Below are 24,151 nucleotides of genomic sequence, written 5' to 3'. Positions count from 1 at the left end.
CCCGCCCCGCACCCGACCGCCCGACGGAGCACCCGATGACCGAACCGCACGAGCACCCCGCGCCCGGCGGGCACGCCGGCGACCAGCACTCGGGGCACGGCGCCGGCCCGGGCGCGTCCTGGCGGATGGCCGTGCAGGCGACGCTGCACTGTCTGACCGGCTGTGCCATCGGCGAGGTCCTGGGCATGGTGATCGGCACCGCGGCCGGGCTCTCCAACGGTGTGACCATCGCCCTCGCCGTCGTCCTCGCCTTCATCTTCGGCTACGCGCTCACCGTGCGCGGCGTCCTGCGCGCCGGGGTCCCCGTGCGGCAGGCGGTGAAGGTGGCGCTCGCCGCCGACACCCTCTCCATCACCGTCATGGAGATCGTCGACAACGCCGTCATGGTCCTCGTCCCCGGCGCCATGCACGCCGGGCTCGCCAGCTGGCTCTTCTGGGGAGCGCTCGCCTTCGCCTTCGCCGTCGCCTTCGTCGTCACCGTCCCCGTCAACCGCTGGCTCATCGCCCGCGGCAAGGGCCACGCGGTCGTCCACGCGTACCACCGACGTCTCACCCGGCCACGACGGCGGACAACTCGGCGCTGAACTCGCGCAGTTCGGGCGAGGGACGGCGGGCCTGCTCGACGGTCCGCGCCAGGGAGGCGGCTTCCTTCCTGAGGCACTCCGGGCGCATCCACCCCGCGGCCTCCCCCGCCATAGAACTGCGGGCCTCCTCCAGAAAGGCCGTCGCCCGGTCCACGGGGGCCAGGTACTCCACGCGGGGCAGGTCGATCCGCTGCCCGGAGTCGAGGTGCAGCGTGGTGGTGAAGGTGTACACCGCCGGCGGAGAACGGTGGGCGGCCAGCTTCGGGCCCACCGTGAAGGCGATCCGCTCCTGCTGGTGCGGCGGCAGGGTGTACTTCAGCTTCCGCTCGACGTGGAAGTCCTTCCGGTCCCCCGCGGGCACCTTCACGTCGTACGCCGCCTCGATGTCCGTGGCCCCTCCCCCCTGCAGGCAGCCGACGCTGTCGGCGGAGGCGAAGTGCAGGTCCGCGTGGGTGAGGAACATCGGGTCGGGGCTGGTGTTCCGCAGCGTCACCGTCACCAACGACGCGCGGGTGGTGATCCGTTGACCGGCGCTGCCGTCGATGCTCGTCACGTCCGCCCGGATGTTCCGCTCCCGGTCGAGGTCGAAGTCGACCAGCTCGGCCTCCGGCGGTCCGGGCTCGGGCTTGAGGTCGGGCAGGAGCAGGAAGACCAGCCCCAGGAGCGCCGCGACGGCACCGATGACACCGCCCACGACCGCCACCACGCCCTGCGGGCGGTGCCAGAAGCCGTTCCCGTCACCGCCGTTCCGTCCCGCCTCCGCACCGGTGCCGCCGGACGCCCGCTGCGGCTCCCCCGGCGCCGGCCCGTCCTCCCGCGTCACGGCCCGTCCCCCCTTCCCGCTCGCCCCCGCTGATCCCTGCGGTGGTTCCCTCCGGTGGCGCCCCGCAATCCCCGCGGGGGCGGTACGGGGCATGCCGAATCGCCCGCAGCGGCGGGCGGTCGGGCGTCAGGCGAGGGGCCGGGCCGGGGTCTTCCTGCGGCGCCAGGACCAGAAGAGTTTCTGGGCGAGGAGGGTGCAGGTGCCCGCGAAGAGGATGCCCGCGAGGTTGATGCCCAGCTGCTCGACGGCGCCCCACATCTGCCCGTACTCGCCGTAACTCAGCGCCAGCGCCGCGAAGGCCGCGGCCGGGACGGTGGTCACCGAGATCGCGACGCCCACCAGCGCGCCCGACTTCGCCGAGGTCAGCGACAGGATGCCCGCGACGCCGGCGAACAGCGCCACCACCAGGGACATCCGGTCCGGCTGCCAGATGAACGAGGTCTCCGGATGGTCAGCGCTGAACCGGTCGTGCGAGAACAGGCCGAGGGCGTCCATGACCAGGCCGAACGCGCCGGTCAGCAGCATGGCCACGGCGAAGCCGCCCAGCAGCGCCAGCAGGGAACGCAGCATCAGACTCCGGCTCCGGCGCACCAGCCCCGTACAGATCCCGGCGAGCGGTCCGAACTCCGGGCCCACGACCATCGCGCCGACGATCAGGATCGCGCTGTCCGTCACCACGCCGCAGGCCGCCAGCATCGTGGCGACGGTGAGGAAGGCGAGGAAGGTCACCGTCAGCCGGGACTCCTCGTGGGTGGCCTCCGACAGCGACTCCCACAGCACCGCGTCGACGCCCGCACCCGGCGCCTCGTGCTCGGCGCGCTCCGCTCGGCCCGAGAGGGACAGGTCGATGTCCTCGACGGCGATGGCGCCCTCGTCCGCGAGGCCCAGTTCACGCAGCCGGTGCAGCAGCCCGTCGGCGGCCTCGCGGGCCACGTCGCACAGGACCACGTCCCCGGCCGGGCTGCGGGCCGCCCCGGCGAGCACGGCGATGTGCGCCGTCCCGACCGTGCTCTCCAGCAGGGCCGTCACGTCTTCGGTCCGGGCGGCAGGTGTGATCATCCGCAGATGCAGCATGGCGGAACTGTAGACGCGGCACCCGGGAACCCCGCACCGCGGTCCGGCCCCGGACCAACAGCCGGTGGGTGACGGCCCGTTGGGCGGGGCGTCAGTGGCGGAAGGGGGCGGTGAGGGTGCGCATGGAGCTGACGGCGAGTTCGGCGGCGGCCTCCCGGTCCGCCTCCGGGTCTCCCGTGGCCCAGGTCTCCAGGGCCACGCGGATCGCGGCCGTCGCCGCCGCTGCCGTCAGCCGGATCTCCAGGTCGCCGGCGTGGGCGCCGGTGCGTTCGGCCAGCAGCGGGGCGAGCTGCCGCTCCGACTCCTGGTTGACGCTGGCCCACACGGTGCGCAGGGCCGGGTCGTCCTCGGCGGCGCGGAGCAGGCCCCGGGTCCACTCGAAGGACTCGGCCGCCACCTCCCCCTCCTCGGTCATGGCCTCCTCGGCGGCCTGCGCCAGCGCGTCCGGCAGCGGGACCTCGTACGGGACGGCCGCGAGGAGGTTCTGCCAGCGCTGCGCGCCGAAGGCCAGCAGCGGGGCGACGGAGTCCTGCTTGATGCGGAAGTACCGGTAGAAGGTGCGCAGGCTGATCTCGGCGCGGTCGGCGATGGCCTCCGCCGTGGTGGCGTGGGCGCCGCGTTCCGCGAAGAGCGCGGCCGCGGCCAGGGCGATCTCCAGCTGGGTCGCTGCTTTGCGGCGCTCGGTGAGGTTCACCGGACCAGTCTAGGCAGGACACGAGGCGGCACCGCGGGGGCGCCGGGACGGCCGGCCACGGCCGTCGGCGGTTCGCACAGCACCGCTCAGCCCTCCTGCTCCGGGAGTCGGGGCGTCGCCCGGTCCAGGATCATGCGGGTGCGGGGCGGCAGGCCCTCGTCGACGGCCTCGGGCTGGGCGGTGATCCAGTAGCGGCCCTCGGCGAGCTGCTCGAAGACGCGCCGCGCGTGCTCCCCGGCCGTGATGCCGACCGTCTCGGCACGCTTCCGCAGGGCCTCGTTGAAGGCTTCCGCCTCGGGGAGCGTGCCGCCGCCCTCGCGGGCCGAGGTGAAGATGTCGCTGTGCACCGAGTCGGGCAGCACCACGGACACCTGGATCGGCGCCCCGCGCATCCCCATCTCGTGGTGCAGCGACTCGGTGAGGGCGAGCGTGCCGAACTTGGTGACGCTGTACGGCGCCATCAGCGGGCTGGGGAAGAGGCCGCCGATCGAGGACACCTGCGCGATCCAGCCCCGGGTGCCCTGCTCCAGCATGCGCGGCACGAAGGCGCGCAGGCCGTTGACGTAGCCGCCGATGTTGACGCGCAGCGCGGCGTCCCAGCGCTCGGCCGGGATGTCCCAGGACCAGCCCATGGCCATGATGCCCGCGTTGTTCATCAGCAGGTCGACGCCGCCGAACCGGGCGTACGCGCGCTCGGCGAGCTCCTCCGTCGCCGCCGGGTCGGCGACGTCGGTGGCGCGTGCCTCGACCTCGGCCCCCGCGGCGGTCAACTCCCCCGCGAGGGCGTGCAGTCGGTCCGCGGCGACGTCGGCCAGGACCAGGCGCATGCCCAGGGAGACGGCGTGCCGGGCGAAGCCCTCGCCGATGCCAGCCGAGGCGCCGGTGATGACGGCGGTCTTCCCCCGGAAGACCTTTGCTGCTGTGCTCATCGGTTCTCTCCCGACCTCTCCTGCGGCTCCGTCCGGCGGCTCAGTAGTGGGTGCCGCCGTCGACGCGGATCTCGGTGCCGGTGATGAACCGGCCGTCCTCGGAGGCCAGCATCGCCACCACGGAGGCGACCGTCTCGGGGGCGGCGAAGCCCTGGCCGAGCGCCGGGGAGAGCTTCGCGAAGAGGCTCATGTCGGCGTCCTCGGGGAGGCCGGGCCCGGCGCTCTGGCCGCTGGCGCCGCTGGCGTCGGTCATGCCGGAGGAGACGGAGCCCGGCTGCACGGCCGTGAACCGCAGGCCGCGCTTGCTGTACTCGGCGGCGAGCGCGTGCGTCATGGACTGGATGCCGCCCTTGCTCGCCGCGTACCCGGCCATGTACGGGTGCGCGAACGTGGCGGAGGTCGAGCTGAAGTTGACCACCGCGGGCTCCGTGCCCTCCAGGAGCGCCGGTATCGCCTCGCGGATCACCAGGAAGGTGCCCACCAGGTTGACCTGGAGGACCCGGTTGAAGGACTCCAGCGAGGTCTCGTGGGTGTGCGAGGAGCGGAGGATGCCCGCCGCGTTGACCAGCGCGTCGAGCCCGCCGAGCGTCGAGACGGCGCCGGCGACGGCGGCGCGCACCGACGCCTCGTCGGCGACGTCGACCGTCACCGTGCCGAGCCGGGAGGCGGCCTCGCCCGCCTTGTCGACGGTGTCGGCGAGGCCGGCCTCGCTGATGTCTGCGGCGACGACCCGGCCGCCCTCCGCCAGGACGCGCAGCACGGTGGCCTGGCCGATGCCGGAGCCGCCGCCGGTGACGAGTACGCGGCGGCCTTCGTAGCGGTTCATGGTCTTCTCCTTCGTCGCCGGGCGGCCGGGTCTCGGTCCGTGCGGGCGGATGGTCGGCTGCGGCCGGGATCCCGGCCACTCCTTCACAATACGCCCAAGTGGCACGTTGTGCCAGAGGGGCGAGACATGCCGGGTCCGGGCAGGGCGGGGTGACTCGGAGTGGTGGCGGGATCACGCGGCCGTCGCGGGTGACCCCCTGACCCCGACGGCACCTCTGACCATTCTTCAAATGCACTGCGGCGAGAGGCATTTCGACCCGGCGGGCGTTCCCGGCGCCTTACCGGGCGACCTGGCACCCGGGGGCGGGCTAAGGGTAGCCTTACCGGCGTTCCCATTCAGGTCTTCCGTCCTGGAGGATTTCCTTCATGGCCAACCGGGGTAAGCGCGCCACGACCGAAGAACGCATCCTCGCCGTTCAACTCGTCGAATCCGGTCAGAGCAGCGCACAGGTCGCCGAAATGCTGGGGGTCGGGCGGCGGACGGTTTTCCGCTGGCACCAGCAGTACCGGGCGGGCGGCATCGACAATGTCCACGTCCGCTCGGGTACGGGACGTCCGGCGAAATTCTCCGACGACCAGCTGGAGCGGCTCCGTTCGGTCGTGTTCGGCACCGAGCCCCGGGACTGGGGGCTGCCGGCCGGACTGTGGACGAGACCCCTGATCCGCACGCTCGCGCGGGACCGGTTCGGGGTGGACGTGTCCACGGTGACGGTCGCGCGGGCGCTGCGGCGGCTGGGCATCTCCTCCCGGCTGCCGCTGTGTTCGGCCTTCCAGCAGGACAGTGCCGAGGTCAGGGACTGGGAGGAGCACACCTACCCGCTGCTGCGGGCCGAGGCGGAGCGGCGCGAGGCGGCGATCCTGTTCGCCGACGAGGCCCCGCTCGCGCCGCAGCGCCGGGACTGGTTGCTGTCCGCGCTCACCCTGCGGGCGGAACAGCGCTTCCGGGTGCACCGCGGGAAAATCCTGCCGCGGCACTTCGTCGCATTCTGCAAGGACCTGATGGAAGACACCGAGAGCAACCTGATCCTGGTGACGGGTGTCAGCGCGCTGCACACCTCGGCCGAGGTGTCGCGTTTCGTGCACGCGCACGCGGACCGCATTCAGCTGTCCTTCTTCCCCGACTACGCGCATTTCACGGCCGTTTCACGGGCCCGGCCCGCCGCTTCCTGACCCGGACCGCCGCACGGAGAACACGAGGAGCGCCAGCTCAGATGCCGAATATGAAAGCAGCATTAAAACCGCGTCCGGCCACCGCGGCCGACATCGGGGAAATCATCCGCCTGGGCACGGTGATGTTCGAGGAGGCCGGGATGGACGCCTCGGACCCGGCCTGGCGGGACGCCACCCGGGAGACGCTCCGCCGGCGCCTGGAGCACGACGTACGCGTCTGCGTCATGGATCATCCGCGGCGCCCCGGCGGGCTCGTGGCGCAGGCCGCCGGGATCGTCTCGGACCGCCTGCCGGACCCGTCGAACCCGGCCGGGCGCGCGGGATACGTGCTGTGGACGGTGACGGACCCGGGCTGGCGCGGACGGGGGCTGGCGCGCGCGGTGATGACGTCGCTGCTGGAGTGGTTCGAGGCCGGGGGCGTGCCGGGCGTGGAGCTGCACGCCACCGCGCAGGGCCAACCGCTGTACGCCTCCCTCGGGTTCGAGCCCGGCGCCTACCCGGGGCTGCGCAGATACCGGGGCCCGCACGGCGGTTGACGTGGCGCTGGACGCCCGCGACGAGGAGCGCGGGCGTCCAGCGCCGGGGGCCGTCCGGGTCAGCCCGGTGCGGCCCCGGCCGTGCGGGCGGATGCGCCGCCCGCACGTATCCGTCCGCCCGGATGGTCGGCGGGCAGCAACGCGGCGCCCGGGCCGAAGAGTTGCTCACGGAAGGTGCCCGGCTCGTACTCCGTGCGGTACCGGCCGCGCCGCTGGAGTTCGGGGACGACGAGGTCGACGAAGTCGGTGAAGCTGCCGGGCGCGAGGAACGGCACGAGGTTGAACCCGTCGAGGCCGGTCTCCTCGACCCAGCCCTCGATCCGGTCGGCGACCTCGCCCGGTGAGCCCACCGCGAGCAGCGTGGTCCGCCCGAGCGCCGCGGCGTTGTCCGCCGTCTCGCCGACCGTGGGCCCGTCCGGCCTGCCCTCGGCGAACAGGGCCGCGGCGCCCTGCCCGTGGTCGGTGCGGTGCGGGACGAGCGGGGCCGCGCGGTCGCGGCCGTGCAGGTCGAAGCCGGAGGTGCCGCAGAACTGGGCGAGCATGCCCTCCCGGTCCACCCAGCCCTGGAGCTCCGCGTACCGGTGGCGGGCCTCGGCGCCCGTCCCGGCGACCACGACCGCCAGGCTGGTCAGCAGCCTGATCCCGCGCGGGTCGCGGCCCTGGGCCGCGGCCCTGGCCCGGATGTCCTCGGCGTCCCGGCGCAGGCCCTCGGGCGTGACGCCGCTGAGGAAGACGCACTCGGCGTGCCGGGCCGCGAACTCCCGGCCGCGCGGCGAGTTCCCCGCCTGGTAGAGCACCGGCGTGCGCTGCGGGGACGGCTCGCACAGGTGCGGGCCCGCGACGTCGAACCAGGTGCCCGCGTGGTCGACGGCGTGCACCTTGGCCGGGTCTGCGTACCGCTGCCGCTCCCGGTCGGCGAGCACCGCGCCGTCCTCCCAGCTCTCCTCCCACAGCCGGTAGCAGACCTCCAGGTACTCGTCGGCCCGGTCGTAGCGCTCGTCGTGCGGGGTCATCCGGGAGTGGCCGAAGTTCCGGGCAGCGCCGGGCAGATAGGAGGTGACGACGTTCCAGCCGACGCGGCCGCGGGTGAGGTGGTCGAGGGTGGAGAGGCGGCGGGCGTGCCCGAAGGGCGGCTCGTAGCTGGTGGACACCGAGACGGCGAAGCCGAGGTGCTCGGTGCGGGCGGCCATCGCCGGGACGGTCAGCAGCGGGTCGTTGGCCGGTACCTGCACCCCGCCCGCCACCGCCGGGTCCCGGCTGCCGCCGTAGGTGTCGTAGACGCCGAGCACGTCGGCGAGGAACAGGGCGTCGAATCTGCCGCGTTCGAGCAGTTCGGCGAGGTCCGTCCAGTAGCTCAGCTCGGTGTACCGGCGGCGGTTGTCCGCCGGGTGGGCCCACAGGCCGTGTGCCATGTGCGCGAGGCAGTTCATCTCGAACGCGTTGAAGATGATCCGTTCCGGCATGTGCCCGCTCCCCTTCCGGCCGTCCCGGCGGTGCCGGTCGGCCCCCGTTGAGCCCCCGTTGACCCCGTCCGTCCGGCTCGCGGTTCAGCCCAAGGTGTCGGCCTGCGGGACGAGTTCGTTGAGCGCGCCGAGGAACCACTGGCGGTCGCAGCCGACGCCGGTGCCGCTCATCAGCCGCAGCCGCTGGCCGCCGTCCGGGCTCTCGACGAGGGCGTCGAACGGGCCGCAGCCGCTGTCGATCGAGGCGAGGCGGACGGTGCGGCCGCCCGCCCGCAGCTCCTCGAAGGTGCCGGGGTGGTCGTCCCGTTCGGGCGCGCCCTGGACGGGGCTGCGGCGGTAGACGTGCAGCCGCAGCTCCTTCTCCCGCAGCCGGCCGCCGCTGTAGACCACCTCCAGCTCCGTCCAGTCCTCGCCGCCGGTCTCGCGCGCGAAGGAGTCCAGTGCGAGCCCGCCCAGCTCGTCCGGCAGCCCGGCGTCCTTCGCGTCCCGCGCCGTGTGCGCCGTCTCCGACCACACCAGGCGGAGGTTGCCCGACTGGCGGACCCGCCACAGCCCGAGCGGGACGGCGATGACGTGGGCCTCGGGGCGGCGCGCCCAGTAGCTCAGCCCGTGGAACGGCGTGGCGCCGACGCGCTCCGCGACGCCCGGCGCGACCGGCCGCAGCGAGCGGTACAGGTCGAGCAGCTCGGCCCGGCTGAACTCGCCTTCCAGCACGGAGAGTTCGACGAGGGTGCGGGCGATGCGCGCGGAGGCGCCGGGCTTGCCCGCGTAGTCGGTGCCGAACCACAGCACGTGGTGCTCGTCGACCGGCTCGGCCTGGGTGCCGCTCTCCCACAGGCAGGGGTGGCCGAGCGCGGGGAACGCCCAGTCGTACAGGAACTGCTTGACGCGGAGGCGGCGTTCCCGGCCGGTGATCTCGAAGCGGTGCGCGCTGGGGTTGTTCTCGCTCCACGGGGTACGCCCGGCGGTGTGCTCGCCGACCCGGCCGGGGGGTGCCTCACGGCGTACCGTTCCCGCGCCGAGCGAGGTGCCGGCGGGCAGCCGCTCGGGCAGGAAGAGCGTGAAGTTGCACCATTCCTGTGCCACCTCGGGCGGCAGCTCGACGGGCCGCGGGTCGAGTTCGGCGGCCGTGGCGAGCTTCCGGGCTTCCCAAGCGTTCTCGGTCATGCACTGCTCCCTCATGTTCGGTGTTCGGTGCGGTGTGCGGTCAGTTGCGGATGGACGGGTGGGCCGGGCGGGCGAGGACGGTGTCCAGGTGCCGGGCATTGAACCGCGGATGGTGGAACACCGCGGGCAGGATGGCGACGTTGCTCGTCCACAGGCCCCAGGAGCTGCCGTACAGCAGGTCACCGTCGAGGAGCGCCTGGAGGGTCGAGCCCGCGATCTCCGTGTAGCGGCCGGTGGCCCGGTCCTCCGGTGCGACCTGCTGCGTCTCGACCCGGCCGGACGCCGGTTCCAGGACGAAGGACTCGGTGCCGCCGGCGTCGTCGGTGACGTGCAGCCCGTAGCGGCGTCCCGTCTCCAGCGCCTGGCACCAGACGTCGCTGCCGACCAGGCCGTCCATGAGCTGCCCGGCCAGCCGGGCGCTCGGCTCGCGCTGGGTGCCGCAGCGGTCGGTCGCCGGGTCGAAGGGGGGTATCTCCGTGCCCGGGTCGAGTTCGATCCGGCGGTAGGCGGTGACCGGGTCCTCCGGGACCTCGACGCCGGGCACCGTGCTCACCTCGACGTCCTTGCCGTCGAGCCGCAACACCGTGGCGGGCGGCAGGAGTTCGCCGCGGCGGCCCGTCAGCCGCAGCCGCTCGACGGCCTGCACCGGGGTGAACGGGTACATGGTGCGGTTGCACCAGTCCAGCGGCGCGTCCTCGGAGCTGACCCGCCAGCCGCAGGCGAAGGGCACGGTCACCCTGGCATCCATGGTGCTGACGTACCGGTCGAAGACGGCGATCGAGTTGGAGCGGGCCTCCTCGTAGGAGGTGAAGAGCTTCCGTTCGGTGAGCACGTTCCGGGGAACGATGCTGTGCGCCGGGAGGAACGCCACGTCCACCCGGGGCGCGTCGGGGCCGGTGAAGTACTCCCAGGTCTTCGGGTGCTGCACCGCGTCCGCGCAGAACATCACGGCGCCGGTGTCGCTCTCGAACAGCACGCTCATCTCGGGGAACCGCACCCGCGAGGGGAAGGCGCGCACGGTGAGCCCGCCCAGGTCCGCCTTGTCGCCCTCGCGCAGCGGGCGGAAGCGGTGGAAGCCGAGCCGGCGCAGCGTCTGCGGGATCGGCATGTGCCCCATGCCGGAGGCGGTGAACATCGGGTACCCGCTGTGCGGGAAGAGCACCTCGACGTCGGGCCGGCTGCCGGGATCGGACCCCGGGGTCACGCCGAGGACCGAGGCCAGCCTGCGCAGGCTCGGGTAGTGCAGGTGGTCGCAGTGGTGGTGGGTCAGGACGATGTGGTCGACGCCGCCCTCCAGGATCTCCAGCAGGCCGTCGGGGAGCACCGGGTTGCGCTCCCAGAAGCGGTCGAGCCGCTGGGAGAGCCAGGGGTCGACGAGCACGCGGCGTCCGGCGTGCTCGATGAGGAGGGTCGCGTGCCCGAAAGAGGTGATCTTCATCCTGGTCCCCGGTCTCAGGCGTCGTAGACGCAGCGGAAGCCGACCTCGTTGTGCCGGTCGGTGAGCAGGTCCTTGCCTCGGTAGAACGTGGTCAGGCAGGCGGAGGGGGAGGTCCAGGTGCCGCCCTTGAGCACGTGGAAGGCTTCCTTGCGGTTCATGAACTCCACCGGTTCGCGCCGCGCGAAGAACGGTTCCATGTCCCGGCGGGTGAAGAAGTTGGTCCGGGTGATCTCCCAGACGTTCCCGGCCATCTGGAGCGTCCCGTACGGGCCCGCGCCCTCGGGCAGCGCGTCGGCGGGGAGCACCGGTTCGGCCGGGTGGTCGTGGGAGGTGACGGCGGTCAGGGCCCGCTCCAGTCCGGCCAGGTCGGTGATCTCGGTGCCGAGCGCGCGGTCCACGTAGTTCACCCGCGCCGGGTCCCAGGTGCTGCCCCAGGGGAAGACGCGCGCGTCGGTGCCGCGCGCGGCCTTCTCCCACTCCTGCTCGGACGGCAGCCGACCGCCGGCCCACTTGGCGAAGGCCCAGGCGTCGTACCAGTCGACGCCGACGACGGGCAGTTCCGGCCGGTTGAACCGCCGGTCGTGCCAGTGCGCGGGGCGGTGGTCGGCGCCGAGCCGGTCGGGGTGGTCGAACTCGGTCGTGCCCTCGGCCTCCTTGAGGAAGCGGGCGTAGCGCTCGTTGGTGACCGTGGTGCGGTCGACGGCGAAGGCGGGGAGGTCGACGATGTGCCAGACGTTGTCCGAGTCGTCCATCCGGAACGGTCCGGTGCCCGACATCTGCTCCGGCGAGGCCCCGGCGATGAACGGGCCTGCGGGGACCGTGACGACGTCCGAACTCTCCCTGGGGCGGCGGCTGTCGGCGATCCGGCGGCGGGTGTCGGCGAAGTGCTCGTCCTCCAGCTCGCGCAGCCGCACGTGGTCGTCGGTGCCGAGGATGCCGACCAGGGCGCGCTTGGTGAACGCGGCGCCGCAGCCGACCGGTTTGCGGGTGTACTCGGGGCGGGTGAAGTTGCTCGGCCAGCCGGAGATGCGGATCAGGTCCATCATGGCCTCGGTGATGCGCAGTTCGCCGACGAGCCGGATCGAGGTGAAGGCCACCCAGTCCACGTCGTCGTGCGAGGCGGCGCCGATGGCGGCGCGCGCGGTGGCGTCCTCGGGCAGGTCCCGGGCCAGCAGCCGCAGGCTCAGCGCGCGCACCGGCCACTCGGGGTGGTTGCGGGAGAGTTCGACCAGGGTGTCCCGGTAGCCGTCGGAGGCACGGGTCACCTCCGACAGGTGCCGCTCGATCCGGGCGATGCTGCTCCAGTAGACCTCGTCACCGCTGTGGTCGACGGCCGGCAGTGCTGAGGCCACTTCGTGGTCCAGGACGTACGGGAACAAGATCCCCTCCGCGAACTCGTGGGCGGACGGACCGGGTTGGTCAGTCCTGCGGCTCCGGGGGCGGCCCGGAGGTGGGTGGTATGTGCCGGAAGGCGAGCAGCGCGCCCGCCGCCAGCAGGGCCGAGGCCGCGCTCGCGGCCAGTCCGACGGTGCTCATCCCGTCGGTGAAGGCGCCCTTGGCCGCGTCCAGCAGCGCGCCGCCCGTGCCCGGGCCCAGCTCGTGCGCCCGGGAGACGGCTCCGGCCAGCCCCTCCAGGGCCGCCCGTCCGGCCTCCGGCGGGAGGCTCTCGGGCAGGGCGCCGGACAGGTTCTGCCGGTAGACGAAGGCGGCCAGGCTGCCCAAGGTGGCGACGCCGAGGGCGAATCCGAGCTCGCCGCCGGTCTCCGAGACGGAGGCGGCGGCGCCGGCCTTCTCGGGCGGGGCGCTGCCGACGATGAGGTCGATGCCGAGCACCATCATGGGGCTGACGCCGAACAGGACGACCGCGCACCCGAGCGTCACCGTCCCCGTCCCGGCGCCGTCGCCCGCCCGCACGAAGAGCAGCGCGCCGAGCGCGGCGACCACCAGACCGGCCGCGCAGACGTGCGCCGGGCGCATCCGGCGGGCCAGCGGCGGCGCCAGCAGGTTGCCGGCGGCGATGGCCAGGACCGGCGGCAGCATCCACAGCCCGGCCTGCCAGGGAGTGAGTCCCACGACGAGTTGCAGGTACTGGGTGAACAGCAGATACACCCCGCCGAAAACCGTCAGCACGAGCAGCATCATCGCCACGGCGGAACTGAATGCGGCATTGCGGAAAAGGCCGGTGTCCAGCAGCGCGTCCGTTCCCCGCGCCCGCTGACGCCGGACGAAAAGGGCGCCGAAGAATGCACCGGCGAGCATTGCGGCGACTGCGGGTACCTGCATTCCTCCGTCGCTCGCGACGCGCTTGACCCCGTAGACGACGGGGAGAATGGCGGCGAGCGAGAGGAGGACGCTCGGGACGTCGATGCGCCGCCTTCCCGGCGCCCGGAATTCAGGCAGCAGAATCGGCGCGAAGAACAGCAGGACGAGCATGACGGGAACATTCAGCAGGAAGACCGAACCCCACCAGAAGCGTTCCATCAACAGCCCGCCGACAAGCGGGCCGAGGGCCATTCCGGCGGAATAGACGACCATCCACACGGCGATCGCCGAGGCGCGTTCCCGCGCGTCGCGGAACATGCCGGTGATGAGCGCCAGGGAGGACGGCATGAGCGTCGCGCCCGCGATCCCGAGCAGGGCGCGGGTGCCGATGAGCGTCTCGGGGCTCGTGGCGAGCGCGGCCGGTACGGAGGCCAGGCCGAATCCGGCGCCGCCCAGCATGAGCAGCCTGCGGCGGCCGATCCGGTCGCCGAGGGTGCCCATGGTGATGAGCGCGCCGGCGATCATGAAGCCGTAGATGTCGGTGATCCACAGCGTCTGGGTGGCGCTGGGCGACAGGTCCTCCGCGATCTTCGGGAGGGCCATGTACAGCACCGTCATGTCGACCGAGACCAGCAGCGTGGGCAGCGCCAGCGCGGCGAGGCCCGCCCATTCCCTCGGCCCGGCCCGCGTCCCGGAACCCGTTCCGGGCCGCGTTCCGACGTTCTCGCTCATTCCGTTCGCATTCCGCGGTTCCCCGCTGTCCGTCCGGCCAGAAGTGCTGCCCCGGCCCGCGCAGGGGCCGGGGCAGCGGATTTCTTTTACCACTTCTCCGCGGCGTCGATGTCCTCGGAGTCGCGGGACTCGATGATCTGCTCCTCAGTCATGGTGAATACCCCCTTTCCGTTCAGACGGTTGACGGGCGTACGGAAAAAGCGGTCACCTGCGAATTGCCCCTGCAGCGGTGTTGCACCCGCTCTCTCCGGAAAGAGACGCTAGGCGAGCCCCGGAACCGGGTCAAGAAGCTCCTTGACGTGAACTAATCTCTTGGCACAGCATTGCGCCGCACCGGCCAGGTGAGAACGCGGGAAATGATGTCAAAACTTTTGCCCGGGATCGGCGCGCGTTCGGCAGGTACGGCGGATCCGGCGGCCGCACCGCCCCCGCCGGCACGCTCGCGCGGCAGGTGGCGCAGGGCGAACAGGCCCAGGGCCGCGTGCAGCAGGGCCGCGAGCGCCGCGACGAGGTGCAGCCCCGCGACGAAGGCCGACTTGGCCTCGCCGGCCACCGCGCCGGTGAGCCCGGGGACACTCAGCGTCTCCTCCAGGGTTCCGGCGACGCCGGGCCCCTGGAGCCGGAAGACCAGCGCGGCCAGCGAGCCGAGGAGCGCGACGCCGAGGGCGTTGCCGATCTCGTTGCTGGTCTCGGCGATCGCCGCGGCCGAACCGGCGCGCTCGGCGGGGACGGCGGCCACGGCGGTGTCGGCGACGACGCTGAACGAGATGCCGTAGCCGAGCGCGGCGAGGACGGTGGCCGTCACGTACCAGCCGACGCCGCCCGTGACCCCGGTGGCCAGCAGCGGCAGCAGTCCGCCCGCGATGAGGAAGTGGCAGGTGACCAGCGCGGTGCGGGTGCCGAAGCGGGCGACCAGCGCGGGTGTGACGACGCAGGTGACGGTGAGCACCGCGGCGCCGGGCAGGGCGACGAGCGCCGCGTCGAGGACGCTCAGCCCGAGCACGGACTGGAGGTAGACGCCGCCGAGGAAGGCGGTCGCCGACCAGGCGGCCAGCGGCAGCAGACCGGTGACGGCGGCGACGGTGAACACCCGGTCGCGGAACAGCCGGAAGTCGATCAGCGGGTGTTCCAGCCGGAGTTGGCGCCGTACGAACGACCACAGCGCGAGGACGCCGAGGGCCCCGGTGAGGGCCGTGGCCGCGGTCGGACCCTCGGCCGCGGCCTGCTTGACCGCGTGCACGGTCAGCAGGATGCCGACGGCGGAGAGGAACACCCCGGGCACGTCGACGCGGCCGCCGCGGGTGGCGCGCACCTCGCGGAGCAGGACGGGGGCGAGGGCCAGGAAGGCCGCCACCACGGGCAGGTTGATCAGGAAGACCGAGCCCCACCAGAAGCGGCTGAGCAGCTGGCCGCCCACCACCGGGCCGATCGCGAACCCGGCCGCGAAGGTGGCGGCGAAGGTGCCGATCGCCCGCGAGCGCTGCCGGGGGTCGGTGAAGAGTTCCCCGAGGACGGCGAGCGCCGAGGGCAGCAGCGTGGCACCGGCCACGCCCATCAACGCCCGGAAGGCGATGAGCCATTCGGGACCCGGCGCGAGCGCCGCCCCGGCCGAGGCGGCCCCGAACACGGCCGCGCCCGCCATCAGCAGCCGCAGCCGCCCGTACCGGTCGCCGATGCTCCCGAAGGCGACGAGCAGCGAGCCGACGGTGAACCCGTACACGTCCAGGATCCACAGCGCCTGGCCCGCGGTGGGCGAGAGGGCGGCGGAGACCTCGGGCATCGCGAGGAACAGCACCGAGCCGTCCATCGCGACGAGCAGGACGGGGCCGAGCACCACCAACAGGCCGAGCCAGGACCGCAGTCCGGGTGAGTGAGAAGCAGTCTGTCGTGTCATGGCACAGACCCTGCGGCCCGGCCGGCGGGGCAGCCATCCCCGTCCCGTGGGTACACCTCACAGGGTCACCCACGGACGCCGGGATGCGCCTACGCTCCCTGGCATGGAGCTGGAGAACCTCGGTGCCTACCTCAAGAGCCGCCGCGACCGCGTCACACCCGCCGACGTCGGGCTGCGCACCTACGGCAGCGCCCGCCGCGTGCCGGGCCTGCGCCGCGAGGAGCTCGCCCACCTCGCGGGCGTGAGCGCGGGCTACTACACGCGACTGGAGCAGGGCCAGGCCGGAACGGCGTCCCGGCAGGTCCTCGACGCGCTCGCGCAGGTGCTCGGGCTCGACCCCGTCGAGACGGCGCACCTGCACAACCTCGCCCGGCGGCCCGCCACTTCACGCATGGTCCGGCCGCGTCCGGAGAAGCCGCACGCCCGGGTGCTGGCGCTGCTGGCCTCGCTGGGCGAGGGCATGCCGGCCGTCGTCCTCGGCCGCCGCGGCGACGTCCTGGCCTGGAACCGGACCGGGCACGCGCTGTTCGCCGAACACGTCGGCCCGGACGCGCCGGACGACCCGGCGCGGCGCCCCTCCGTACCGCGGATGTTCTTCCTCGACCCGCTCGCCCGCGAGCTGTACGCGAACTGGGAGGAGCTGGCCCGCGTCCACGTGGCCTATCTGCGGCTCACCGCGGGCCGGTACCCGGGCGACGCGCGGCTGGCCGAGCTGATCGGTGAACTCGCCATGCACAGCCGGGACTTCGCCACCCTGTGGGCCAAGGGCGACGTCGCCGACTGCGCCGTGGGCCGGATGCGGCTGCGGCATCCCACCGTCGGCGGCCTGGACATCGACTACCAGGTGTGGCTCCAGCCCGAGAGCCCCGACCACCGGCTGGAGGTCTACACCCCCAACGACCCCGCCTCGGCCGACGCGCTGCGCCTGCTGTCCGGCCGGGCCGCCGAGGCGCACGACGGGCACGAGCCGCCCGTCACGGCGCTTCCCCGCGGCGCAGCGGCGGCGGGCTGAGCTCCGTACCGGGCGCGGCAGCGGCCGTACGGGCCCAGGAGGCGAGCCCGGCGGCGTCGATGCCGTACGGCGGGTCGGCGGCGCAGGCGGCGAGTCCGTCGGCAGCGCGCAGCAGCAGGGAGGCGGCGCCGGAGGTGTTGCCGCGGGCGGCGTGGGTGAGGCCGACGGCGAACTGGGCGAGGGCCCGCCAGAGTGCGCGTTCGTGTCCGGGGCCGGTCTTCCAGGCGTCCTCCAGCACCTCGTGGGCGTGGAAGGGCATGCCGTCGGTGATCAGGCGCTGCGCCTCGGTGAGGGTCTCCTCCGGGGTGCGCACCACGCCCTCGGGCGCGCGGGCGACGCCCTCCGCGCCGTAGGGCAGCGGCCGCCCGAGCCCGTCCCGGGGGCGGGCGTTCTGGGCCCGGCCCGTCACCGGGTCCCGGTCCCGGCGCCGCCTGGCGCGGGGGGCTTCGGGGGTGCGGGGTGCGTCCGCCGCGGGTTCCGGGGCCGTGCCGCAGCGGGGGCACGGGGTGCGCGGGTCCTCCGTCTCCCGGACCGCGCCGCACTCCGGGCACACCAGCCCGGCCCAGCAGGCCGGATCGCCGCCCTCGGAGCGGTACTCGCTCACGGGTGCCACCTTCCTCCGCGTCAACGCCGTTCGCCGGCCGTCCGGTTGGCCGTCTCCCACCGGGTTCCCCGGTTCCCCGTACGGGGTTACGCGGGGCACTCTACGGTGGCCGGGGAGCCGGCTCCGTAGACGGGGCGCCGTCCCACATTGTGAAATCGCCCCGGTTGACAGATGAGATAAGTGAGATCGTTGCGCCGCCCGCACCGCCCGCGCACCCGCTCCACGAAGGGCGCGCGCCGTGGCGCGGGGCGCCGGCGCCCGTCGTCGGCGGCCGCCTCGTAGCCCTCGTGCGAAAGACCGAGACATGTCCGCAGCAAGAACCGGCCCTGACCAGACACCCGTCAACCCGCGGTCCCGCGTCCTCATCGCGAGCCTCATCGGCACGACGATCGAGTTCTACGACTTCTACATCTACGCGACCGCCGCCGTACTGGTCTTCCCCGCGCTCTTCTTCCCGAGCAGCGACCCCACCACGGCGCTGCTGTCCTCCTTCGCCGTGTTCGGCGCCGCGATGGTCGCCCGTCCGATCGGTGCCGTCTTCTTCGGGCACCTCGGTGACCGGCTCGGCCGCAAGGGCACGCTGGTGATCTCGCTGCTCACCATGGGCATCGCCACCTTCCTCATCGGCGTGCTGCCCACCTACGCGCAGGCGGGCTGGGTCGCCACCGCGCTGCTGGTGCTGATGCGGCTGGCGCAGGGCTTCGCGCTCGGCGGCGAGTGGAGCGGCGCCGCGCTGGTCGCCACGGAGAACGCGCCGCCGAAGAAGCGCGCGCTGTACGGCACGTTCCCGCAGCTGGGGGCGCCGCTCGGGTTCATCATCGGCAACGGTCTGTTCCTCCTCATGGGCGCGCTGCTGCCCTCCGCCGCGGGCGCCGACCCCTCCCAGCCCTCCGAGGCGTTCCTCACCTGGGGCTGGCGGATCCCGTTCCTGTTCTCCGCCGTGATGGTCGCGATCGGCATGTGGGTGCGGCTGCGGCTGGTCGAGTCGACGGTCTTCGCCAAGACCCGCGAGTCCGGCCAGGTACGGAAGCTGCCGCTGGCCACCGTCTTCCGGCACCACTGGAAGCAGCTGATCCTCGGCACCTTCATCATGCTGGCGACGTACGTGCTCTTCTACCTGATGACCACGTTCTCGCTGAGCTACGGCAACGCGCCGAAGGGCGCCCCCGTGCCGGGGCTGGGCTACAGCTACACCACCTTCGTGCTGATGATGATCTTCGGCGTGGTGTTCTTCGCCGCGTTCACGCTGGTCTCCGGGCCGCTGGCGGACAAGTACGGGCGCCGTTCCACGCTGATCTGGGTCACCGCCGCGATCGTGGTCTTCGGGCTGGTGTGGGTGCCGCTGATCGGCCTGGGCACCCTCGGCGTCGTGCTGTGGCTGGTGCTCGGCTTCACGCTGATGGGCATGACCTTCGGCCCGATGGGCGCGCTGCTGCCCGAGCTGTTCCCGACGAGCGTGCGGTACACGGGCTCCGGCATCTCGTACAACGTCAGCTCGATCCTCGGCGCCGCCGTCGCGCCGTTCATCGCGGTGGCCCTGTGGGAGGCCGGTGACGGTTCGCCGTGGCTGGTCGGGATCTACCTCTCGGCGATGGCCGTGCTGACGCTGGTCGCGCTGCTGCTCGGCAAGGAAACCAAGGACGTCTCCCTGGAGGACGCCGAGGCCCCCGTCCCCGCCCCGCGCGAGGAGACCCCCGAGACGGCCGCCTCCGCTTCCTGATTCCCGGGCCCTCGCGCCGGGGCGAAGGTCCCGGCGCGAGGGTGACGAAGGGCTCATGGCAGCGGCGAGCGACGCTGTGAGAAGGTATGGGCAGAGCCCAGCAAGCTCCCGGACGAGGGTGCCGTACCCGGTCATTGACGACGGCACGGAGGGAGCTGTCCGTCATGGCATGGGTCGTTCTGATCATCTCCGGCGTCCTGGAAGCCGTCTGGGCGACGGCGCTCGGCAAGTCCGAGGGATTCAGCCGCTTCTGGCCCACCGTCGTCTTCGCCGTCGGACTCGTGATGAGCATGGGCGGCCTGGCCTACGCACTGCGCACGCTGCCGGTCGGCACCGGATACGCGGTCTGGGTGGGCATCGGCGCCGTACTGACCGTCACCTACGCGATGGTCTTCGACGGCGAGGCCGCCTCGGTGCTCAAACTGCTGATGCTCGCCGGCATCGTCGGCTGCGTCGTCGGACTCAAGATCCTGCACTGACCGCGCCGTTCACGCATCCCGGTCCCTTCGGGGGCCGGGATTCCGTCGTACGGGGACGGCGCGACGCACCCGCTCGCGGCGTCCCGCGCCCATACTGGGCACCATGCGTGTTGCGGTGATGACGGCGGGTTCACGAGGGGACGTCGCGCCCTACACCGGGCTGGCGCACGGGCTCGCGGCCGCGGGGCACGAGGTCACACTGGTGACCCACGGCTCCTTCGCGGCCCTCGCGGAACCGGCGGGCGTCGCCTTCCGCGCGCTGCCCGTCGACCCGCGCGCCGAGCTGGAGTCGGCCCGGGGCCGCGGGCTCCAGCGCAGCGTCACGGACGCCGGGAAGCTGCTGCGGCTCTCGGCGATGGCCCGCGACCTGGTCGGCCGGATGGCCGGACCGCTGCTCGCCGCGGCGCGGGAGAGCGACGTGCTGCTGCTGTCCAGCTCGCTCGCGCCGCTGGGTCACGCGATCGGCACCGGGCTGGGGCTGCCGACGCTGGGGGTGTACCTCCAACCGCTCGCGGCCACCGGCGAGTTCCCGCCGTCCGTCCTCGGCACACCCCGCTCCCTGGGCCCGGCGGGCAACCGGCTCGCGGGCCACGCCGTGAACGCCCTGGTCGACCGCATCTTCGCCGGCGCCGTCCGGGCCACGGCGCGCGAACTCGGCGGTCCCGTACGGCACACCGTGCGGGCCGGTTCCCACCGGGCCCGCGAGCGCGCGGACTGGCCCGTCCTCCACGGCTACAGCCCGCTGGTGGTGCCCCGCCCGGCGGACTGGCGGAACGGGCTGCGGACGGCCGGGTACTGGTGGCCCTGCGACCCGCCGGAGGCCCGGCTTCCGCGCGAGGTCGAGGACTTCCTCGCCGCCGGTCCCGCGCCGGTGTTCGTCGGCCTGGGCAGCGTCACGGTGCCGGACGGCGAGCGGCTCGGCCGCCTCGTCGCGGGGGCCCTGCGCCGGGCCGGGCTGCGCGGGATCATCCAGCGCGGCTGGGCCCGACTCGCCGCCGAGGGACCGGACATGCTCACCGTCGGCGAGCTCCCGCACCCGCTGCTCTTCCCCCGCACGGCGGCCGTGGTGCACCACGCGGGCGCGGGCACCACGGCGGCGGGCCTGCGCGCGGGGGTGCCCGCCGTACCGGTCCCGGCGCAGTTCGACGCCGGGTTCTGGGCGGCGCGGCTGACCGCGCTCGGAGTCGCACCGGCCGCGCTCCCCCTGCGCCGGCTCACCGAACCGGCCCTCGCCTCCGCCCTCCGACGGGCCACCGGGGACGCCGCGTTCGCCTCCCGCGCGACGGCCCTCGCCGCCCGCCTCTCCGAGGAGGACGGCATCGCCCCCGTCCTCGCCCACCTGGACGGCCTCGCCCGGGGAGGGCAGGCGGCGGGCTGAGGCGCGCCTCAAGTCCCGCGCGGTTCCGGGGAGTTCCGGAGGCGCAACCCGGAACTCCCCGGCCGTTCAGTGCTTCTCGTGGAGCCTGCGGTGCAGGGCGTGGACCTCGTCGGCGAGTTCCGGGACCGGGCCCTCCACCGGCAGGCCGGGGACGATCTCGCCGATGGGCAGGGCCCGTACCGGCGACGGGGGGACGCCCAACGCGGCCAGCCACTCCGTGAGTTGCTCCGTGGAGCTGGCGTACACGATGCGGCCGAGGCCGACCCAGCCGTGTGCGGCCGCGCACATCGGGCAGTGCTCGCCCGAGGTGAAGACGGTGGCCGCCGCACGCTCCCCGGCGGGCAGGTGCTCGGCGGCCCAGCGCGCCAGCTCGAACTCGGGGTGGCGGGTGTGGTCGCCGCCGGAGACGCGGTTGCGGTCCTCGGCCAGGACGGTCCCGTCGGCGCCCACGAGCAGCGAGCCGAAGGGCTCGTCCCCCGCCTCGAGTGCTTCCCTTGCCAGTTCGACGCAGCGGCGCAGATGCCGCAGATCGGAGTCGTTCACCATGCCGCCCAGGATATGACCACGGGTAACGCACCCGGACAGCCGGGCGGCCCGTCCGGTACGCCGTTCCACGGACCTCTGTGGCGGTCGGGCGACAGGGGCCGGGCTCTCGCTCCGCCAACCCGGAGACGCCGACGGACCGTTCGAGTGGATATCGGACTTATCCCGTCTCGGCCCGCCCCCGACGCGTTCATGGATGCCCATGTGACCTGACAGTCAGGCCACATGAGAACCGCAAGGGATCTGAATCATGCAGAAGCTCATACGCGCAGCCGCCGTGTCCGTTCTGACCATCGGCCTCGGTGCCGCGGCCGCTCCGGCGGCCATGGCCGACGTGGTCGTGATCAAGAACTCCGGACCCGGCGACGTCGCCCACAGTCACGTGGAGGACTCGGACCACGTGGGGACGTCACAGCAGGACAAGTCCGTGAGCGTCGACGACCTCATCGCGAAGGTTCGCGGCAACCTGGAGGTGGAGGGCTCCGAGCAGGACCAGGGCGAGAAGTCCTAGTCGGCCCCCGCTCCGCGTGAGGGCCCGCCGGGAGACCGGCGGGCCCTCACGTTCCGTGTCAGCCCCGGCGCAGGGCGCCCTTGACGAACGCGGCCTGCCCGACGTGCTGGAGCCCGTCGGACAGCACACTGACCAGCCGGACACCGAGCGTGGTGGGCGGGTCCCAGGAGGCGTCCACAACCACGTCGAGCGCCGCCCCGTCCAGGCCGCGGACGAAGTCGCCGGTCCTGGCCTGCACCGCGTCGTGGTACTCGGCGAGCAGCGCCGGCCCGGTGACGTGGACCTTGGCGACGTCCCGCGCGGAGTGGCCGAAACCCGTCGATCCGGCGGGCAGGCTCAGGCCGAAGCGCTCGTCGAACCCGTCGTCCGTCCAGACCTGTTCGGCCTCCGCCGCGTCGGCCACGTGGTCGTCCTGCACCCGGGACAGATGCCACACCAGCCACGCGACGGAGTTCGCGCCGCTGTCGGTACGGGCGTTGAGCTCACGCCCGGAGAGCCCGTCGAGGACTTCGTGCACCTCCTCCCGGATGCGCGAGAAACCGTCCAGCAGCAGTGCGGTGACGTCCATCGGTGCTCCTCGGCGTCGGGGTCCTGACCGGCCCGCCCAGCCTGCCCGTCCGCGCCGCCGTGCCCGCCGGGCCCGGGCCGCGCGGACGGTGTGGCGCCCCGAGCGGAGTACGGCGGGCACTCTAGGGTGCCCGGCATGGCGGGAGATATGACCTTTTCGGGGTATCTGGCGTTCGGGCAGCTGTCGGGGCAGGGCTGGGAGCAGGTGGCCGAGTTCGGCACCGCGTTCGTGCTGTCGGCCGCGATCGGGCTGGAGCGGGAGGTCAAGCAGAAGTCGGCGGGGCTGCGCACCTACACCGTGGTGGGTTTCGCCTCGGCGCTGTTCATGCTCGTCAGCAAGTACGGCTTCGGGGACGTGCTCAGCGACGGCGAGGTGATGCTGGACCCCTCGCGGGTGGCGGCGCAGATCGTCTCCGGGCTCGGGTTCATCGGCGGCGGGATCATCTTCGTCAAGCGGGACGCCGTACGAGGGCTGACCACGGCGGCCAGCATCTGGCTCACGGCCGCGGTGGGGGCGGCCGCCGGTGCGGGTCTGCTGGTGCTGGCGCTGGTCGCCACGGTCGCGTACTTCGTGGCGATCCTGCTGCTGCCCGTGGCCACCCGCTGGGCTGTCGACCGCTGGACGTCACCGGCGCCGACGCTGAACGTGCGGTACGTGCAGGGCCGCGGCCTGCTCGGCGAGGTGCTGGCCGACATCACCCGGTCCGGGTACGTGGTGGCCCGGGTGGCGACCTCGCGTACCGGGGCCCATGTGGCGGGCGAGGAGCTGCTGCCCCGGCACGGGGCGCGGGAGCGGGTGGTGACGGTGCAGGTCGGACTGGAGGGCGCGGGCGACCTGTCCGCGCTGGTGGCCTCGCTCAGCGAACTGGACGGCGTCCTCGACGTGGACGTGGCGAGCGAGGCCGGGACGGAGTGAGGGGTCCCGCCGGGGCCGTCCGGGCGGATCGGGACCTTGGTCCCTTGGCGTTCCGGGCTCACGGGCGCACGGTGGAGGTATGAGCTTCGTCACCACCGCAGGTACCCGTACGCCCGGCTCCGCCGGCGAGGACGCCGGTCAGGAGTTCGCCTTCCTCACCTCGCTGCCGGACGGTCCGGAGCGGCGGCAGGTGCTCGCCCGGCTCGTCGACGCCTGGCAGCCCACCGCCCGCCGCCTCGCCCGCCGCTACGCCGGCCCCGCCGTCGGACGCGAGGAGCTGCGGCAGGCGGCCGACGCGGGACTCGTCGAGGCGCTCGGCCGCTACGTGCCCGAGCGGGACGGCGCCTTCGAGGCGTTCGCGGACGAGGTGATCCGCGCCGAGCTCCAGCGGGGGCATGAGGAGGACGACCCGGTCAACGACGTGCTCCGGCAGGTGGGCAAGGTGCGGGACGTGGTCCGGGGCACGCTGCAGAAGCTGGAGGGCCGCACGGGCCCGGGCGACGCGGTCGTCGCCCGGATCGCCGCCCGCGCGGGCCTGGACGAGGACGACGTGGTGCTCGGTCTGGAGGTGCTGGACAGCCAGGTGTCGCTCGGCCTGGACACCGCGCTGACCACCGAGGGTGACGCCCGGGGTACGCCGGAGGACGAGGACGGCGGGTCACTGTCCGAGCACGAGCTGCGGGTGCTGCACATGCGCTACTTCCGGCACCTCTCGCCCGAACAGATCGCCGCCGAACTCGCCCTGCCCACCGCCGACATCACCCGCACCCTCACCCACGCCTCGCACGCCATCCGCACGCTGACGGCGTCCGGGCACTCCGGGGACTGAC

24 protein-coding genes and 1 riboswitch are annotated in these 24,151 nt (G+C 73.3%); of the genes, 10 read left to right on the top strand and 14 right to left on the bottom strand.

Going from position 1 to position 24,151, the window contains the following annotated elements; genetic code table 11:
- Positions 1-125 precede the first annotated feature (125 nt).
- Positions 126-584, top strand: coding sequence for a DUF4396 domain-containing protein (locus tag HCC30_RS26430; RefSeq protein WP_240979919.1), 459 nt, complete (start codon positions 126-128; stop codon positions 582-584).
- Here HCC30_RS26430 and HCC30_RS26425 read toward each other — a convergent pair.
- The 5 genes from HCC30_RS26425 to HCC30_RS26405 form a co-directional block, all read right to left on the bottom strand.
- Positions 550-1,407, bottom strand: a complete 858-nt coding sequence (locus HCC30_RS26425; RefSeq protein ID WP_169445367.1) for a hypothetical protein — start codon at positions 1,405-1,407, stop codon at positions 550-552. The genes HCC30_RS26430 and HCC30_RS26425 overlap by 35 nt on opposite strands.
- Before the next feature lie 126 nt (positions 1,408-1,533).
- Positions 1,534-2,481 carry a DUF389 domain-containing protein gene (locus HCC30_RS26420; RefSeq protein ID WP_169445365.1) on the bottom strand — a complete coding sequence of 316 codons (948 nt, stop codon included), beginning with the start codon at positions 2,479-2,481 and terminating at the stop codon, positions 1,534-1,536.
- Positions 2,482-2,572: 91 nt separating this feature from the next.
- The gene (locus HCC30_RS26415; RefSeq protein ID WP_169445363.1) at positions 2,573-3,175 is read right to left on the bottom strand and encodes a TetR/AcrR family transcriptional regulator; all 603 of its coding nucleotides are present in this window, start codon (positions 3,173-3,175) and stop codon (positions 2,573-2,575) included.
- Positions 3,176-3,261: 86 nt separating this feature from the next.
- Positions 3,262-4,104 carry an SDR family NAD(P)-dependent oxidoreductase gene (locus tag HCC30_RS26410; RefSeq protein WP_169445361.1) on the bottom strand — a complete coding sequence of 281 codons (843 nt, stop codon included), beginning with the start codon at positions 4,102-4,104 and terminating at the stop codon, positions 3,262-3,264.
- A 40-nt stretch (positions 4,105-4,144) separates the two neighbouring features.
- Positions 4,145-4,930, bottom strand: coding sequence for an SDR family oxidoreductase (locus HCC30_RS26405; RefSeq protein WP_169445360.1), 786 nt, complete (start codon positions 4,928-4,930; stop codon positions 4,145-4,147).
- Between the two features lie 365 nt (positions 4,931-5,295).
- On the opposite strand from HCC30_RS26405, the gene HCC30_RS26400 reads away from it, so the two are divergent.
- Positions 5,296-6,099 (top strand): IS630 family transposase, encoded by an 804-nt coding sequence (locus HCC30_RS26400; RefSeq protein WP_169445358.1) that lies wholly within the window; start codon positions 5,296-5,298, stop codon positions 6,097-6,099.
- A gap of 41 nt (positions 6,100-6,140) precedes the next feature.
- Complete coding sequence (locus HCC30_RS26395) at positions 6,141-6,635, top strand: GNAT family N-acetyltransferase (RefSeq protein WP_169445356.1); 495 nt, start codon at positions 6,141-6,143, stop codon at positions 6,633-6,635.
- A 59-nt stretch (positions 6,636-6,694) separates the two neighbouring features.
- Here the strand turns inward: HCC30_RS26395 and HCC30_RS26390 are convergent, their stop codons facing one another.
- The 6 genes from HCC30_RS26390 to HCC30_RS26365 all read right to left on the bottom strand — a co-directional run bounded on the left by HCC30_RS26390 (position 6,695) and on the right by HCC30_RS26365 (position 15,591).
- Positions 6,695-8,098: an LLM class flavin-dependent oxidoreductase gene (locus HCC30_RS26390; protein WP_169445354.1), complete on the bottom strand. Its 1,404-nt coding sequence runs from the start codon at positions 8,096-8,098 to the stop codon at positions 6,695-6,697.
- A gap of 84 nt (positions 8,099-8,182) precedes the next feature.
- Positions 8,183-9,265 (bottom strand): hypothetical protein, encoded by a 1,083-nt coding sequence (locus tag HCC30_RS26385; RefSeq protein WP_169445352.1) that lies wholly within the window; start codon positions 9,263-9,265, stop codon positions 8,183-8,185.
- A 40-nt stretch (positions 9,266-9,305) separates the two neighbouring features.
- Positions 9,306-10,703, bottom strand: coding sequence for an MBL fold metallo-hydrolase (locus tag HCC30_RS26380; RefSeq protein ID WP_169445350.1), 1,398 nt, complete (start codon positions 10,701-10,703; stop codon positions 9,306-9,308).
- A gap of 14 nt (positions 10,704-10,717) precedes the next feature.
- Positions 10,718-12,082: an SUMF1/EgtB/PvdO family nonheme iron enzyme gene (locus HCC30_RS26375; protein WP_240979906.1), complete on the bottom strand. Its 1,365-nt coding sequence runs from the start codon at positions 12,080-12,082 to the stop codon at positions 10,718-10,720.
- Between the two features lie 40 nt (positions 12,083-12,122).
- Positions 12,123-13,697: an MFS transporter gene (locus HCC30_RS26370; protein ID WP_169445348.1), complete on the bottom strand. Its 1,575-nt coding sequence runs from the start codon at positions 13,695-13,697 to the stop codon at positions 12,123-12,125.
- A gap of 304 nt (positions 13,698-14,001) precedes the next feature.
- On the bottom strand, positions 14,002-15,591 hold the full coding sequence (locus HCC30_RS26365) for an MFS transporter (RefSeq protein ID WP_169445346.1): 1,590 nt from the start codon (positions 15,589-15,591) through the stop codon (positions 14,002-14,004).
- Positions 15,592-15,694: 103 nt separating this feature from the next.
- Between HCC30_RS26365 and HCC30_RS26360 the strand changes: the two genes are divergently transcribed.
- Positions 15,695-16,603: a helix-turn-helix transcriptional regulator gene (locus HCC30_RS26360; protein WP_169445344.1), complete on the top strand. Its 909-nt coding sequence runs from the start codon at positions 15,695-15,697 to the stop codon at positions 16,601-16,603.
- Here the strand turns inward: HCC30_RS26360 and HCC30_RS28885 are convergent.
- Positions 16,566-17,207: a DUF309 domain-containing protein gene (locus HCC30_RS28885; RefSeq protein WP_346776821.1), complete on the bottom strand. Its 642-nt coding sequence runs from the start codon at positions 17,205-17,207 to the stop codon at positions 16,566-16,568. The two genes, HCC30_RS26360 and HCC30_RS28885, sit on opposite strands and share 38 nt — an antisense overlap.
- Positions 17,208-17,511: 304 nt before the next feature.
- Here HCC30_RS28885 and HCC30_RS26350 point away from each other — a divergent pair, with 304 nt between their 5' ends.
- The 3 genes from HCC30_RS26350 to HCC30_RS26340 all read left to right on the top strand — a co-directional run bounded on the left by HCC30_RS26350 (position 17,512) and on the right by HCC30_RS26340 (position 20,784).
- A complete protein-coding gene (locus HCC30_RS26350) occupies positions 17,512-18,927 on the top strand; it encodes an MFS transporter (RefSeq protein ID WP_169445340.1) in 1,416 nt (471 codons plus the stop codon).
- A 90-nt stretch (positions 18,928-19,017) separates the two neighbouring features.
- Positions 19,018-19,077, top strand: a riboswitch (guanidine-III (ykkC-III) riboswitch).
- A 14-nt stretch (positions 19,078-19,091) separates the two neighbouring features.
- Entirely contained in the window at positions 19,092-19,406 is a 315-nt protein-coding gene (locus HCC30_RS26345; protein ID WP_169445338.1) for a multidrug efflux SMR transporter, read from the top strand.
- 103 nt (positions 19,407-19,509) lie between these two features.
- Complete coding sequence (locus HCC30_RS26340; RefSeq protein WP_240979905.1) at positions 19,510-20,784, top strand: glycosyltransferase; 1,275 nt, start codon at positions 19,510-19,512, stop codon at positions 20,782-20,784.
- 66 nt (positions 20,785-20,850) lie between these two features.
- Here HCC30_RS26340 and HCC30_RS26335 read toward each other — a convergent pair whose 3' ends face one another.
- Positions 20,851-21,330 (bottom strand): nucleoside deaminase, encoded by a 480-nt coding sequence (locus HCC30_RS26335; RefSeq protein WP_169445336.1) that lies wholly within the window; start codon positions 21,328-21,330, stop codon positions 20,851-20,853.
- Between the two features lie 247 nt (positions 21,331-21,577).
- Here HCC30_RS26335 and HCC30_RS26330 point away from each other — a divergent pair, with 247 nt between their 5' ends.
- Positions 21,578-21,838 carry a hypothetical protein gene (locus tag HCC30_RS26330; protein WP_169445333.1) on the top strand — a complete coding sequence of 87 codons (261 nt, stop codon included), beginning with the start codon at positions 21,578-21,580 and terminating at the stop codon, positions 21,836-21,838.
- A gap of 58 nt (positions 21,839-21,896) precedes the next feature.
- Here the strand turns inward: HCC30_RS26330 and HCC30_RS26325 are convergent, their stop codons facing one another.
- The gene (locus HCC30_RS26325; RefSeq protein ID WP_169445331.1) at positions 21,897-22,406 is read right to left on the bottom strand and encodes a DinB family protein; all 510 of its coding nucleotides are present in this window, start codon (positions 22,404-22,406) and stop codon (positions 21,897-21,899) included.
- A 135-nt stretch (positions 22,407-22,541) separates the two neighbouring features.
- Between HCC30_RS26325 and HCC30_RS26320 the strand changes: the two genes are divergently transcribed.
- Positions 22,542-23,321, top strand: coding sequence for an MgtC/SapB family protein (locus HCC30_RS26320; RefSeq protein WP_240979904.1), 780 nt, complete (start codon positions 22,542-22,544; stop codon positions 23,319-23,321).
- A gap of 79 nt (positions 23,322-23,400) precedes the next feature.
- Positions 23,401-24,150, top strand: coding sequence for a sigma factor (locus tag HCC30_RS26315; protein WP_169445330.1), 750 nt, complete (start codon positions 23,401-23,403; stop codon positions 24,148-24,150).
- Position 24,151 lies beyond the last annotated feature (1 nt).

It is taken from the genome of Streptomyces sp. HNM0574, assembly GCF_012726235.1.
In the GTDB taxonomy this organism is placed as follows: domain Bacteria; phylum Actinomycetota; class Actinomycetes; order Streptomycetales; family Streptomycetaceae; genus Streptomyces.
The sequence above is the reverse complement of the archived record's forward strand: the minus strand, read 5'-3'. Positions and strand labels throughout refer to the sequence as shown.